Source organism: Roseibium sp. AWQ4_254 (assembly GCF_056161025.1).
Genome location: NZ_JBSWYH010000001.1, coordinates 400,433 through 415,094, shown reverse-complemented (window position 1 = coordinate 415,094; position 14,662 = coordinate 400,433). Strand labels below are relative to the sequence as shown.

At 60.1% G+C, this 14,662-nt stretch carries 13 protein-coding genes; 9 read left to right on the top strand and 4 right to left on the bottom strand.

Annotated elements, in window-relative coordinates:
- Nucleotides 1-226: 226 nt before the first annotated feature.
- The 3 genes from murI to ACXAIC_RS01805 all read right to left on the bottom strand — a co-directional run bounded on the left by murI (nt 227) and on the right by ACXAIC_RS01805 (nt 4,155).
- Complete coding sequence (gene murI / locus ACXAIC_RS01815; RefSeq protein WP_475172980.1) at nt 227-1,024, bottom strand: glutamate racemase; 798 nt, start codon at nt 1,022-1,024, stop codon at nt 227-229.
- Between the two features lie 5 nt (nt 1,025-1,029).
- A complete protein-coding gene (locus ACXAIC_RS01810) occupies nt 1,030-1,854 on the bottom strand; it encodes an RNA methyltransferase (RefSeq protein WP_475172977.1) in 825 nt (274 codons plus the stop codon).
- Nucleotides 1,855-2,208: 354 nt separating this feature from the next.
- A complete protein-coding gene (locus tag ACXAIC_RS01805; RefSeq protein ID WP_475172976.1) occupies nt 2,209-4,155 on the bottom strand; it encodes a PhoX family protein in 1,947 nt (648 codons plus the stop codon).
- 514 nt (nt 4,156-4,669) lie between these two features.
- On the opposite strand from ACXAIC_RS01805, the gene ACXAIC_RS01800 reads away from it, so the two are divergent.
- From ACXAIC_RS01800 to ACXAIC_RS01765, 8 genes are all read left to right on the top strand, one after another.
- Nucleotides 4,670-5,113, top strand: coding sequence for a DUF2267 domain-containing protein (locus ACXAIC_RS01800; protein WP_475172975.1), 444 nt, complete (start codon nt 4,670-4,672; stop codon nt 5,111-5,113).
- 270 nt (nt 5,114-5,383) lie between these two features.
- Nucleotides 5,384-7,600, top strand: coding sequence for an NADP-dependent isocitrate dehydrogenase (locus tag ACXAIC_RS01795; protein WP_475172972.1), 2,217 nt, complete (start codon nt 5,384-5,386; stop codon nt 7,598-7,600).
- A gap of 281 nt (nt 7,601-7,881) precedes the next feature.
- Nucleotides 7,882-8,577 carry a hypothetical protein gene (locus tag ACXAIC_RS01790; RefSeq protein WP_475172971.1) on the top strand — a complete coding sequence of 232 codons (696 nt, stop codon included), beginning with the start codon at nt 7,882-7,884 and terminating at the stop codon, nt 8,575-8,577.
- A 40-nt stretch (nt 8,578-8,617) separates the two neighbouring features.
- The gene (locus tag ACXAIC_RS01785; RefSeq protein ID WP_475172968.1) at nt 8,618-9,319 is read left to right on the top strand and encodes an HAD family hydrolase; all 702 of its coding nucleotides are present in this window, start codon (nt 8,618-8,620) and stop codon (nt 9,317-9,319) included.
- A gap of 179 nt (nt 9,320-9,498) precedes the next feature.
- A complete protein-coding gene (locus ACXAIC_RS01780) occupies nt 9,499-10,716 on the top strand; it encodes an NADP-dependent isocitrate dehydrogenase (protein ID WP_475172966.1) in 1,218 nt (405 codons plus the stop codon).
- A gap of 146 nt (nt 10,717-10,862) precedes the next feature.
- A complete protein-coding gene (locus ACXAIC_RS01775) occupies nt 10,863-11,471 on the top strand; it encodes an ABC transporter ATP-binding protein (protein WP_475172964.1) in 609 nt (202 codons plus the stop codon).
- Nucleotides 11,468-12,274 (top strand): ABC transporter permease, encoded by an 807-nt coding sequence (locus ACXAIC_RS01770; RefSeq protein ID WP_475172961.1) that lies wholly within the window; start codon nt 11,468-11,470, stop codon nt 12,272-12,274. Before ACXAIC_RS01775 ends, ACXAIC_RS01770 begins: the two co-directional genes overlap by 4 nt.
- Nucleotides 12,271-12,906, top strand: coding sequence for a glutathione S-transferase family protein (locus tag ACXAIC_RS01765; protein ID WP_475172959.1), 636 nt, complete (start codon nt 12,271-12,273; stop codon nt 12,904-12,906). The genes ACXAIC_RS01770 and ACXAIC_RS01765 overlap by 4 nt, the downstream gene beginning before the upstream one ends.
- 147 nt (nt 12,907-13,053) lie before the next feature.
- Here ACXAIC_RS01765 and ACXAIC_RS01760 read toward each other — a convergent pair whose 3' ends face one another.
- Complete coding sequence (locus ACXAIC_RS01760) at nt 13,054-14,340, bottom strand: cyclic nucleotide-gated ion channel (protein WP_475172958.1); 1,287 nt, start codon at nt 14,338-14,340, stop codon at nt 13,054-13,056.
- 196 nt (nt 14,341-14,536) lie between these two features.
- Here ACXAIC_RS01760 and ACXAIC_RS01755 point away from each other — a divergent pair, with 196 nt between their 5' ends.
- Entirely contained in the window at nt 14,537-14,662 is a 126-nt protein-coding gene (locus ACXAIC_RS01755) for a hypothetical protein (RefSeq protein ID WP_475172955.1), read from the top strand.

Sequence of the window (14,662 nt, the reverse complement as noted above, 5' to 3'; positions counted from 1 at the left end):
CTCATCACGCGCCTTTAAGTGTCCATTTGCATAAGTGGACACTTAAGGCGCAAAATCGAAAAGCGGGAGGTGGGGTTCAGCGGACGCTCACTCTGAGGGATGGTTGGTATGCGTTCGGATTGACAATTGTGTCACGAATTCTTGTTCATCCTTATCGTCAGGCGCCAACGGCTTCAACAGAGTGGGAGTAATTCAAATCGAAAAGAGTTGAGCTATTAAAGCCATGTCAGCGCGTCAACTGAAGCCCGAACCCTGCCAGAAGCCGTTGCAGACCGGCATCGCTCGGCTTTGAGGTGAACACCGCCTCATCCGGCAAACCATGCCCCGTGGGAGCGGTCTTGCCCGCCAGAACACGCACCAGCTGCCGGGCAATGGCCTCAGCCGGGTCCAGCCAGTCAACCGGCCAGGGGGCTATCTTGCGGAACCGGTTGGCCAGAAACGGGTAATGGGTGCAGGCCAGCACCACGATGTCGGTCCGCCGGCTGTCCTGCTCCAGAAAACAGTCTGCGACTTCAGCGTGAAGCTCTGCATCCGGGACGGTGTTGCCGCGCAAATGCTGTTCCGCCAGTTCCGCAAGACGGTCCGAGCCCACCAGCCGCACGTGGCATTGGCCCGCAAAACTCTCAATCAGGGTCCGCGTATAGGCCCGGCGCACGGTGCCCGGTGTCGCCAGAACGGAAATCAGCCCGGAGGAGGTGCGCTCCGCCGCCGGTTTGATTGCCGGAACGGTGCCCACAAAAGGCGTTTCGGGATGGGCCGCGCGCAGCGCCTCCCCCGCCAGGGTGAAGGCTGTGTTGCAGGCGATCACCACCGCTTTGGGCCGGTGGATCGCGATAAGGTCAGAAAAAAGCGCCAGCAAGCGGGCTTTCAAGTCTGCTTCCGGCCAGCGGCCAATCGGGAACGCGGCATCATCAGCCACATAAAGCAGGCGCTCATAGGGCAAAAGATAGCGGGCTTCGCGCAGAACCGTCAGGCCGCCAAGGCCGGAATCAAAAATCAGAACCGGCGCCTGCCTGTCCACCACCGGCCCTACTCCCCGCTGCCGTCCGGGCCACCTGCCCCGCCCCGGTCCTTGCGCGGCCGGGTCTCGCGCTTTTCCAGCGAGGCGATCACACCGCGCAGCGCGCGCACTTCCTGCTCCGTCAGCTCCGCCTTCTGGAAGATATTGCGCAAGGTGCGCACCATATGCGGGCGGCGTTCCGGCGGACGGAAAAAGGTCGCGTTGTCCAGCGCCCCTTCCAGATGCTCGAAAAAGCGCACCACATCTTCCTTTTTCGCCGGAGGATGCTCGTCTTCCGACAACAGGAACGGCAGCGCGCCGGAGGTGGCCGTCTTTCGCCATTCATAGGCGCAGACCAGCACGGCCTGGGCAATGTTCAACGAGGCGAAATCCGGGTCGACCGGAAGGGTGACAATCTCGTCTGCCAGCGCGATTTCCTCATTGTTGAGCCCCCAGCGCTCCCGCCCGAACAGATAGCCACTCGCATGGCCTTTCCGGCCGAGGTCCACAACCTTTTCAGCCGCCTCATCGGGACCGCGCACCGGCTTGGGCACTTCCCGGGAGCGCGCGGTGGTCGCATAGACAAATTGCAGATCGGCGATGGCTGCCTCGACGCTGTCAAAGACCTGCACCTTGTCGATCACATGGTCCGCCCGGCTGGCCGCGGCCCGTGCCTTGTCGCTCGGCCAGCCGTCCCGCGGATTGACGATCCTGAGATCCACCAGCCCGAAATTGGCCATGGCCCGCGCGGCCGTGCCGATATTCTCCCCCAGTTGGGGCTCGCACAGGATCACCGCAGGCGGCCGGACCGTCACGGCCCTGGCTTCGTCTCTGATAAATGCATTCTTGCTCATAACGCGGGGTTTAGAGCATTTTGAGCGCCAGGAAAACGGTTGAGACCGGTTTTCACCCGGCGCTCCTTCTATCTCCCTGGAGAGATCCACACCGCCGTATTTGTGATCCCTGCGCATGAAAGGAACCCAGCCCCGCTCACGGGCTCGCAAAAAGGCTGCGAAGTGCTCGGTCCCGGATCTCCGCTTTGCTGCGTCCGGGACGGCAACAGACCCCAAAGGCCGATACAGATCCGCAAACGGACTGCCTGACCTGAGCTGGTAAATGGAAACGGCAAACCATAAAAGCCTGCTGATGCTCAAGAATTTGCCGGTCCCGCCTGTTGCGGGACCGGCTTTTTCGGGAAGGCGAATGCGTCAGACTTTTGCGGGCAGACCGGTCAAGTAGCCGACGGCCGCCCCGAGCTTGCCATGGTTGTCAGCGTAGTTCTGCTCGATGAACGGCTCAAGCAGCTCATGGACCTTGGCATGCAGGCCGCCCGTGACCTTGCCGGTCGCCTTGTCCTTCTTCAGTTCCCAGTCGCCCGGATGCTGGAAGTTGCTCATGATGTAGGTGAACCCGTTCACCTTGTCGACGGCGTGAAGGCCGGTGGATTCCGCACCGGCCGGGGTCGACAGGATCCGGGTCAGCTCCTGTGTGTCGACATTATAGGCCCACAGGAAATTGTTCACATGCATGCCGCTGTCTTCACCGATGAACAAGGTGCGCATGTCCTCGTTGAACTTGATATTGTCCGGGTTGGCCACAAGATCGGGATCAGCGTAGTTGCCAAGCTCATCCTGCCGAGCCAGATCCTTGCCGACGACCACCGCATAAGTGTGAACCGGCACCCATTCGCTGTTGATCGCAGCGCCCTGGTCGTCGACCTGACCGCCCTCCAGCTTGTGCCCATAGACGATCCCCGCCGCAGGCCCTTCAACGCGCACGCCCCCGGAGCCGTCCTTCATCGCGCCCTTGATGTAGCTCATGGCTGAATAGGCGATCTTGTCCCTGGCGTTGACCGTGGTGCCTTCCATCTTGGTGAAGCCCAGGCTGCCGCCCTTGACGGCCGCATAGCGGTGGGTTTCCAGAAAGGCAGCCGCCTTGTCCTGCCCGTCCACGAATTTGACCCACTGGGTCTTGCCGCTGAACGGAATGCGGGAGTAGCTGCCGTCTCCCGGGTCTTCGGTTTTGACATCGACAATGTCGGCGGCGGTCAGTGTGTCGGCCAGGGCCTTGATCTCATCACTGGTCGCATGGCCCAGATTGATCCAGGTGAGATCCGCCGTACCGCCATTTTCCGCCGTCAGCTGGTTCCACTTGGCCACATAAAGCGTGCCCGCATCAAGTTTGCGCGGTTCATCGGCAACAAACATGAACAAGCCGCCATTGGTGGCGTCATCACCCATGAGCGCAGTGCGCTCGTCCGGCATCACCTGAACCAGCTCATGGGAAATACGTCCCATGCAATAATGCTTGGCAATGGTGCCGGTTCCATCCGGATGCACTGTGACTTCCGGCATATGTCCATAGTGATAGGGATTGGCCTTGTCCGCATCGCCATAAAGGTTCTTGCTATAGGCTTGGAAGGTCTTGTCAGTCTTGGCCTTGGTCGCGTCAGGCTCGTACTCCTCGCTCGACAGATGAGTGTTCCAGGGGGTGATGCTGGCGCCGCATGTGGTCCAAAGACCGTTGATCGGGCTGCTGTCCACCGGAAAATATTTGACGAGTTTCAGATGGCCGGTCTGCGGGTCCTGGTCCAGGGTCAGGACAGCCATGGGCGCCGGAAGCGTTTTGTAGGTGTTCTCGCCCGCAGCGTTTTCGCTCATATATTCAAACTGAACAACGTGGAAAACCGGATTGCCGGACACCCCGTCCACATTGGCATTTTCCAGCGTCAGGAGACTGCTGCCATCCGGGCAATCGGAGAAGAATTGCGGCTTTACGTCCCCTTCGGCCGAGGCGTCCAGGATCGGCTTGTTGTTGATGTCATAATAGCCGCCGGCGATGACCGTGCCACCCTTGCCGTCCGGCACGCTCTGGCCGGTCACGAAAAAGGGCTGATAGCCAAGGTCGAAGCGCTTGGTGCTGCCGTCGGTAAACGTGACATCCATTGCCGATTTGACCAGCGTTTTCGCCATCTCGTCCGGCGCTTCCATAGACGGCGCGTCCATGCCGACAAACCGGGCGGACTTCAAGCTTGCTGAAACCGCATCCTGTGCGCCGAAGATGGACCCGATGGTACCGGCCGCAAGCGGCAGAACAGGCAGGCTTGCAGCCAATTTGAGCGCGTCCCGCCGGGACAAATCAATCTTGCCTTTCATCATATTGCTCCAATGATGATGGGTTGAGATAGAAAGCTGTGTGTCTGTCGATGGGAACGAAGGCAGGTGTTGTCTTGTTTGCGGCGATGGGACCACCGGTTTATGACGCGAGGGTGTCGATTAAATTTAATTAATACTTTGAACAGAAGCTTAGTTTTTGTAGCCGCCAAATAATTTTTGCTTTTCCAAAAAACTATTTCCAAAAAAGGCTAGACCAAAGAAGAATCTTACTTAAAGGCCCGGACCCAAAGGACTTTAAGGCGGTGATCAAGGCCATGACCACATCGGATTTGCCGCTCCAAAGCCGCAAAATGCCCTCAGGCTGCAGGGTGAAAAGGGCAGATTTTTAAGCTTCGCGCCCAAGGCCAGGCTGAACAATAATTAATGTCATCGGCCGTCTCCGCCGCCCTCCCGGCCCGCAATCCGCACATATTCAACCCTGCCAAGAGGGGATGACACAGGAGGCCTTTTGCTCGAGAGTGACCCCAAATTGCCCTTCGAAAGCCCCTAGCCCATGCCCATGCCACAAACCTATTTTCTCGCCTCTCGGGACTTCGACGCCTTTATTCAGGATGTGCGCGACACCTGCATGTTGCAGACCCACCATCAGGCTTATCACACGCTCCGGGCGGTTCTGCACACGTTCCGGGCCCATCTCACCGTCAAAGACGCCCTGCGCTTCGCCAATATCCTGCCCGCCGTCACCCGGGCAATTTTCGTTGAGGACTGGAGCCCGCAGGACCCACCGCTTCCTTTTCCGGAGCGGGCTGAGCTGATCCGGGAGGTCAAGTCTGTGCGCAAGGATCACAATCTCGCGCCTGACACGGCAATTGGGGATGTGGCCGCAGCGCTCAGGCGGTCCTCGATGGATGAAAAAGACCTAGACCGGGTCCTGGCGGCATTGCCGGAAGCAGCCCGGGCGTTCTGGGCAGGGCCGGCTGCCCAAACAGCTCCATAAGAGGCCTGCCCGCCTGACAGCTTTGCCAAACCGCGACAGTCCACAGCCGGTCCCCTTGTGCAACCCGATAGACGTGCAACCCGATAGACTTTTCACACCCGTTTGCTAGAACGGGCCAGCATCAGCCGTCTTTGTCTTTTGAAGGGCTGGCAATTGATTGCGTACAATTGTATACGCCTGTCGGACCCCGTCCGGAACGGCCCCGCCCGTTTCCGCAGACGGCTATTCAAACTCTGGACCAAATGTCGAACACCGGGAACTGTGAGAACCATGGCCGATATCATCTACACCAAGGTCGACGAAGCGCCTGAACTGGCAAGCGCCTCGTTCCTGCCCATCATCCGCGCCTTCACAAAGGCTTCGGGACTGAGCATCGGCACCCGGGACATTTCCCTTGCAGCCCGCATTCTGGCTGCCTTTCCCGAGCACCTGAGCGATGCACAGAAACAGTCCGACGATCTGGCCGAACTCGGCAAACTGGTCAAAGAGCCCAGCGCCAATGTGATCAAGCTGCCGAACATTTCCGCCTCCCAGCCCCAGCTGAATGCCGCCATCAAGGAGCTTCAGGGTCAGGGTTACAAGCTGCCCGACTATCCGGCTGATGCCGCAACAGACGAAGACAAGGCCGTCAAGGCCAGGTATGACGCCATCAAGGGCTCGGCCGTGAACCCGGTTCTGCGTGAAGGCAATTCCGACCGCCGCGCCCCGAAGGCAGTCAAGGAATATGCCAAGAAGAACCCGCACCGGATGGGCGAATGGCTGCCCTCGTCCAAGACCCATGTTGCCACCATGGGCGCGGATGACTTCCGCTCCAACGAAAAGTCCGTCACCATCTCAGCCGCCTCCGCCGGCACGGCCCGGATCGAATTTGTGGGCCAAAACGGCGATGTGACCGCCCTGAAAGGCGACTGGCCGCTTGAGGAAGGCGACGTCATCGACGGCACCTTCATGAGCGTCAAGGCTCTGAAAACCTTCCTGGAAAAGGAAATTCAGGACGCCAAGGACCAGGGCATCCTGTTCTCCCTGCACATGAAGGCGACGATGATGAAGGTCTCTGACCCGATCATCTTCGGCCATTGTGTCGAGGCCTTCCTGAAGGACGTGTTTGCCAAACATGCCGCCACCTTTGCCGACCTTGGCGTCAACCCGGATCTTGGAATTGGCGATCTGGAGGCCAAGGTAGCCAGCCTTCCTGCAGACAAACGCGCGGAGGTCGAAGCCGACCTGAAAGCGGCTCTGGACACCGGCCCGGCCATGTACATGGTCAACTCCGACAAGGGCATCACCAACCTGCATGTCTCTTCCGATGTGATCATCGATGCGTCCATGCCCGCGCTGATCCGCGCAGGCGGCAAAGGCTGGGGGCCGGACGGGAAGGAAGGCGATGCCAAATGCGTCATTCCGGACAGCTCCTATGCGGGCGTCTATTCCGCCGTTATTGATTTCTGCCGGGAAAACGGCGCCCTCGATCCGGCCAAAATGGGCACCGTGCCCAATGTGGGCCTGATGGCCCAGAAGGCCGAGGAATACGGCTCCCACCCTCAGACCTTCAAGGCACCGGCCAACGGCACCATCCGCGTGGTCGATGCGGCCGGCACGCCCCTGATTGAGCATACGGTGGAAGCTGGCGACATCTGGCGCGCCTGCCGCACCAAGGATGCCCCGATCCGGGACTGGGTGAAACTTGGCGTCACCCGCGCCCGCCTGTCCGGCATGCCGGGTGTCTTCTGGCTCGACAAGACCCGCGCCCATGATGCGGAGCTGATCAAAAAGGTAGAGGCCTATCTGCCGGAGCACGACACGACCGGCCTAGACCTGAAGATCATGGCCCCCGCGGAAGCCGCCGCGTATTCCACGGCGCGCATTGCCAAGGGCGAGGATACGATCTCCATCACCGGCAACGTGCTGCGCGACTACCTGACCGATCTCTATCCGATCCTGGAAGTCGGCACCTCTGCCAAGATGCTGTCCATCGTGCCGCTGATGAATGGCGGCGGCCTGTTTGAAACCGGTGCGGGCGGCTCCGCCCCCAAACATGTGCAGCAGCTGCAGGAAGAAAACTACCTGCGCTGGGATTCGCTTGGCGAGTTCTGTGCCCTTGGCGCCTCGCTCGAACATTTGTCCAATGTCACCGGCAATGCCAAGGCCCAGCTTCTGGCCGAGGCCCTCGACACAGCCATTGAGCAGCTGCTCGACAATGATAAGTCCCCGGCCCGCCGGGTTGGCGGCCTCGACAACCGCGGCAGCCATTTCTACATCGCCCTTTACTGGTCCAAGGCCCTGGCCGCCCAGGACACGGATGGGGAGCTGAAAGCGCATTTCTCGCCAATTGCCGACGCGCTCTCCGCCAATGAAGACAAGATCGTTGGTGAACTGAACGGGGTTCAGGGCAGCCCGGCCGACACCGGCGGATATTACCATGCGCCTCAGGCCAAGGTTGACGCGGTGATGCGCCCCAGCGCAACGCTGAACGGCATCATTGACTGACCCAAAGGAACATCAGCAAGACAGAAAGGGCGGCTCTGGCCGCCCTTTTTTCAAAAGGCGCGTCGAAGCGGAGCTTCCTGTGCGGCCTGAAAGCAAGGACATCGCAGCCCTCCAGTGTTTGAGAGCCAAATGCGGTTCACCGGATTTGCCTTTTGCGGCCTGAAATCCCACATTTGACCGCAAGAGACAAAGGGGGTGAAACCGGAAGACCGCGGCTCGCCCGTCGCAGGAAAGATGCGATACGCTCAAAGTGATTCAACCAGACTTCAGGGACTGTTTCCGTGACCACCGAAAAGCGCAACTATGCCAGAACCGTCACCAACGGCGCCAAGGAGGAATTTACGATCCGGACCCCGGCGGACGATCCGCGTGATCTCAACTGGTGGGCCGATACCTGCCTGATGTTTCAGGCCTTGAGCGACGGTGACATGTCGACCCTTCAGTCCGGTGTCAAACTGATTGACGAGGACGATATCCCGGTCATCGTGACAGAAACGGACAGCGTTACGGATGAGCTTTACACCCGCCTGTCCTTTCTGGGCTACATGCAGCTTGACCCGGACGCGCTTCCCGAGGAAGTGGCCGAGCTCCTGCACTCTCATACGGTGACGGAGTACGGGCAGAAACATCTGCCAGACTTTTTCGGTGCCCAGCTGTCACTGGAAGAGCAACTGGACGGAAATCTGGCCGCCCTTCGCACCTTCATGGAAGCCTATGCTCCCATGTGGGACTATCAGGACACCCTGCCCCTTGACCATCTGCTGGCGCTTCGCCATTTTTTCTCCCATCCAAAACACGCTCTCAAAAATGACTTGGAGGGCGACACCTCAAAGATCTTCGAGCTGTTTAAGGACCTCGGTCTTGTAAACGAAGTGGAAGACAAAAATCTGGTGGCCCCCAGCCTGTTCGGCGCCACCACCATTCCATTCCTGCTGGACATCCTGATCCACGCAAAAGGCGGCGACCGGCTGCATTGATGCCCCGCGAGTGCTGCACGTCCTCCAAAAAGGCCCCAGAATGAAAACCGCCATCAGCGCCATATTGTTCGACAAGGACGGCACGTTGCTCGACTTTGACGAAGCCTGGATCCCGGCCTATGACACGGCCTCCCTGTTTGCCGCCAAGGGGGATGCGGCCCTGGCCGAGCGTTTTTTGGCGGCGACCGGCCTGAACCGGGCCAGCGGCACCTGTGCGGCCGGATCGCTGCTGGCGGCCGGAAATTCGGCCGAAATCGCCGCCGCCTGGATCGCCCTTGGCGCCGCGTTTCCCTCTGACAGTCTGGCGGCAGAGCTCGACCGCATCTTCAGCGAACGCATGACCGGCGCCCCGGCCCTGCCCGGTCTTGCCGGCGCCCTGGATGTTCTGAAAGACAGGGGCTTGCGGCTAGGTGTCGCCTCAAGTGACAGCGAAACGGCCATCCGCAAGTTCCTGACCGGAAGCGGCCTGATGTCCCGGTTCGAGTTCCTGTGCGGCTATGACAGCGGCCATGGCCCCAAGCCTCAACCCGGCATGGTGCATGCCTTTGCGAAGGCCACCGGCCTGCCCCCGGCCAGAATTGCAGTCATCGGCGACAACACCCATGACCTGCACATGGCCAGATCCGCCGGGGCCGGACTGGCGCTTGGTGTGCTCACCGGCACGGGCAGTCATGCAGACCTGGCACCGCTGGCCGATGCGGTGCTGACCAGTGCCGCAGACCTGCCCATTTTTTTGACATGACCACCAGACAGGTGCAACCGGCTTGCCCGGACAGCGCTGGTCTTGCGCATTCGTCTTTTATTGTATACAAGCGCACACAATAAAATTCCGCTACAAATCGGTGTCATAGTCCCGGGCACATCCCGGTCTGCGGACCGGTTCACCGTTCCAGTCCCCAAATCCCGCGAGGCAGTTCCCCAATGGCAAAGATCAAAGTTGATAATCCGGTTGTCGAGCTCGACGGCGACGAGATGACCCGCATCATCTGGGCCTTTATCAAGGACAAGCTGATCCACCCCTATCTAGACGTGGATCTGCTCTATTTTGACCTGTCGATTCAGAAGCGCGACGAGACCGACGATCAGATCACGGTCGACGCGGCGGAGGCGATCAAAGAACACGGGGTCGGCATCAAATGCGCCACCATCACCCCGGACGAAGCCCGCGTGGAAGAATTCGGCCTGAAGCGCATGTACCGATCGCCAAATGGCACGATCCGCAACATTCTGGGCGGGGTGATCTTCCGCGAGCCGATCATCATGCAGAACGTGCCGCGTCTGGTGCCGGGCTGGACCCAGCCGATCATTGTTGGCCGTCACGCCTTTGGCGACCAGTACCGGGCCACGGACTTCACTTTCCCCGGCAAGGGCAAGCTGACCATCAAATTTGTCGGCGAAGACGGCACGGAAATCGAGCGCGACGTCTTTGACGCCCCTTCCGCCGGTGTGGCCATGGCCATGTACAATCTGGACGATTCGATCCGCGACTTTGCCCGCGCGTCCATGAACTACGCCCTGCAGCGCAAGGTGCCCTGCTATCTCTCCACCAAAAACACGATCCTGAAAGCCTATGATGGCCGCTTCAAGGACCTGTTCCAGGAGACCTATGAGGCCGAATTCAAGGAAAAATTCGCCGATGCGGGCATCTGGTACGAGCACCGGCTGATCGACGATATGGTCGCCTCGGCCCTCAAATGGTCCGGCGGCTATGTCTGGGCCTGCAAGAACTATGACGGCGACGTCCAGTCCGACACGGTGGCGCAGGGCTTCGGTTCTCTCGGCCTGATGACGTCGGTTCTGATGACCCCGGATGGCAGAACGGTCGAAGCCGAGGCCGCCCATGGCACGGTGACCCGCCACTTCCGCCAGCACGAAAAGGGCGAAAGCACCTCCACCAACTCCATCGCCTCGATCTTCGCCTGGACGCGGGGCCTTGCCCACCGGGCCAAGCTTGACGGCAATGACAAGCTGGCACGCTTTGCCAAGACCCTGGAAACCGTATGCATCAACACGGTGGAAGCTGGCTATATGACCAAGGATCTGGCCCTTCTGGTCGGCCCCGAGCAGGCCTGGCTGACCACCACCGGCTTCCTGGACAAGATCGACGAGAACCTGTCCAAGGCCATGGCGGGCCGCTGAGACCAGCCGCTCGACAAAAGTTGCGGGACACCCGTTCCAAGACGGACGTCCCGCCTCTTTCGACCTGTCGCCCCTTGGGCAGAAAGCCGATTGTCCCCTGCTTCCGTCCGCTGTAGCATTCGGGCATTGTGAGGGAGACAACCACGGTGCTGTCCATCAAGCAGTTGCGCACAGCACTGATCGGCCCGCTCGATCTTGACCTTCGCGAAGGCACCTGTACTGCCATTCACGGCCCGTCCGGTGCGGGCAAATCCCTATTCTTGCGCGCCATTGCTGATCTTGACGACAATTCCGGCGCCATCTACCTGAACGGCCTCCCCAGATCCACGTTCTCTGCGCCCGGCTGGCGGCGCAAGGTCGCCTATGTGCCAGCCGAAAGCGGCTGGTGGGCGGACCGGGTCGCAGACCACTTTGCCGGGCAGGACGGTCTAGCCCCGTTGCTGGACGCCGTCGGGCTGAAAAAGGCCCTGTCCTGGCAGGTCAGCCGCCTGTCCACCGGAGAAAGGCAACGCCTTGCCCTGATCCGGGCCCTTCAGCTTCAGCCAAGTGTGCTTTTGTTGGATGAACCTACCTCGGCTCTGGACCCGCCAACCACCACCAAGGTGGAAGCGCTGTTGCGGGCGCAGATGGAGGCCCAATGCACGATCCTTATCGTCACCCATGACCCGGATCAGCCCGCCCGCCTGGGGGCCCGGCAGATGCGCATGCGCTCAGGCCGTCTGGAGCCATCTGCGCCTGGAGAGGCTGCGGCATGACCAGCTATGTAACACTCTCCTATTGGGATCTCGCGGCAGCGTCGGTCTTTTTGCTTGTAAATGCCGGTCTATCTCTTGCCCTCAGCCTCGGGCTCACCAGAACGCTGGTTGTTTCGGCACTGCGCATGACCGTTCAGCTGCTGCTTGTGGGACTTGTTCTGAAGGCGATCTTCTTCACCGCCTCCTTCTGGTGGACCCTGCTGGCCGCCGCCGTAATGGGCGCGTTCGCGGCCCGGGAAATCTGGGCCCGGCAGGACCGGCGCCTGTCCGGCCTGTGGGGCCCCGCCTTTGGCAGCGGGGCCTTGCTTCTGGCCGGAATTCTGGTCGCCGCCTATGCGCTGGCCGGACAGATCCGCCCTGATCCGGTCTGGCTGCCGCAATATTCGCTGCCCCTGTTCGGCATGATCCTGGGCAGCACCATGACCGGCATCAGCCTTGGCCTCGACACTTTGCACACGGCTCTTTTCAAGGGAAAGATGGAAGTGGAAGCGCAGCTTCTGCTGGGCAGGACCCGCTGGGAAGCCACCCGGCCCTGCCTGCGCGCTGCGCTGCGCTCAGGCTTCACACCGATCATCAATGCCATGGCCGCAACCGGCGCTGTCTCGCTGCCCGGCATGATGACCGGCCAGATCCTGTCCGGCATTGATCCCCAGGAAGCCGTCAAATACCAGCTGATGATCATGTTTCTGCTTGGCGGAGCCACCGGCCTGGGCGTTCTGACAGCAACCTTTGCAAGCCTGTGGCGGCTGACCGATGCGCGGCACAGGCTCCGGCTGGACCGGCTGACGGGAGGCCTCTCATGATCACTCTTTATGGTTCTGATTATTCCGTTTACCTGCGCTCTGCCCGGCTTGCTCTGGAAGAAAAAGGCGCAGCCTATGAGCTCGTTCCGGTTGATGTCTTCGCGCCGGACGGCCCGCCGGAGAGCTTTTTAAAGCTGAACCCGTTTGGCAAGGTCCCGGTCTTCAGCCACGCAGACCTGACCCTTTACGAGACCAGCGCCATTCTGCGCTATGTGGATGAAGCCCTGGACGGCCCGCCGTTACAGCCTGAAGAGCCCCGCCAGCGGGCGAGGATGAACCAGATCCTCTCCCTTCTTGATTCCGAGGCCTACCCGATCCTTGTCTGGGAAATCTATGTAGAGCGGATGGTGAAGACCCGCGGCGGGCACGCGGCCGATGAGGTCAGGATCTCCTCTGCCATCGGCCGGGCCCGGGTGATTGTCAGCGCCCTGGAAAGCTTGTGCAGCCAAGGCCCCTTTCTGCTGGGCAGCCACCTCACCCTTGCCGATTGCCATGCCGCCCCGATGCTGCATCTGTTTGACCAGGCCGAAGAAGGCCAAGTGCTCTTGAAGAGCGCTCCCAAACTGTCCGGCTGGCTGGACCGGATTCGTCAGCAAAAGAGTTTTGAGGTCACGACACCCGGGAGCGATTAATTATTATTATCAGATTCTTATTTACCTTTTTTTATTTTATAAATAAGCACGAAAACTGCAAGAGGACAGACGCCTCGTTCAGGGGACCCAGCGAGCCTCAAGCCGCTTTTCCCAATCTCGCGTGATAAAAGCGTCAGGTGCCTTCCCTCAAGAGGCTGGCGTCTTGCCCGGAGCCGGCTCATCGGGGAAGGACAGTTCCGGCTCGTCCCTGTCTTCCTCGACAGACGCATAGACCCCGGCCTGTTGCAGTTCTTCTTCCGCCAGCTCCCCAAGCACCTTCTTGCCTGCTGCAACCCGGTGCCGGGCTTCCTCCATGATTTTCCGGGCAAGGGATTCGTCCTTGTCCATCAGGTGCTGCAGCGCCCCCGATTCCAGCACAAGCAGCTGGCAATCCCGGTAGGCGGTCACGGTTGCCGTGCGCCGGGTCTGGTTCAACAGGGCCAGTTCCCCGAAAAACGCGCCCTCGCCCAGATAGACCGTATCGTGTTTCAGCTGGATCGCCACTTCGCCTTCGGAAATGAAATACATCCGGTCGGCAACGGCGCCCTCTTCGGCAATGGTGCCGCCCTTGCGGATCTTCTGTGCCTGCAGCAGCTTCGACACTTCCGCAATTTCAGTTGCCTTCAGATCCTCAAACAAAGGCACACGGGCCACCATCGACCAGGTGATGACAAAATCCCGGCTGTGGATCTCCCGGGCAAAGGCGGAGGCAATGATGCCAACCGGCAAGGCAATCAGCCCATAGCCCATGAGCATGACCAGACCGCCGACCATTTTGCCCAGATTGGTCACAGGCACCACATCGCCATAGCCCACGGTGGTGATGGTGGTAATCGCCCAGTAAATGCCGTGCAAAATGCTGCGGAACTTCTCCGGCTGGGCCTCATGCTCGATCAGATACATCACCGTTGCGGCCATCAGGATCACCCCGAAGATGATCATGCTGGAGCCAAGCAACGCCTTGCGCTCGCCCACCACCGCCGAAATCAGCGAGCGCAGCGCCGGGGAATACCGCGCCAGCTTCAGGAACCTGAGCAGCCGCAGCACCACAACCACAGTCACCGCCTGGTTGGGCAGAAACAGGACAAACAGCAGCGGCAGGGCACCGATCAGGTCAATCGCCGCATCGGGATGCACCGCATAGCGCAGGCGGGACCAGACCGGACCATAGCGGCGCAGGGGCGGATGCAGATCGGCAACATATATGCGCAGCACATATTCCAGCAGAAACACAAAACCGCTGCCCAGCTGGATGAATTTCAGATGAGGCGCGTAGCTGTTGCGCATTTCCGGCACCGTTTCCAAAACCGCCAGAACCAGGTTCAGCACAATCAGGGTCACCAGAAAATGACGCAGCGAACGGGCAGCCAGCCGTTGTTTTCCCGTGTCTTCAAGCACTTCGTAAAGCATCCGCTTGACGCTGTTATCCTGCACCCTGTGCTCCCTGAAAAAAGATTCGCATCATGTTTGAATAGCCGATGTTGAGACAAGCGCAAAATCCACCACGGCCCCAAAGCCTTCACGCAATTTGCTCAAAGCCGTGAGCGCCCGCGCTGAAAACGTGATTGGGAAAAATTGCCGCAGCCCTCACCTAAAGTTTGTGGGCACGACAAACCCAAGGACAGCCATCATGACGATTGACACCGACAAGGCCCGCGCAGCGGAAACCTCCCCGCATCATGTGGTCCTGAAAATGCTGCTTGTCTCGACAACCCTCGCCGCCTTTGCCATGACAGCAGCCGCCTGGCTCCATTGA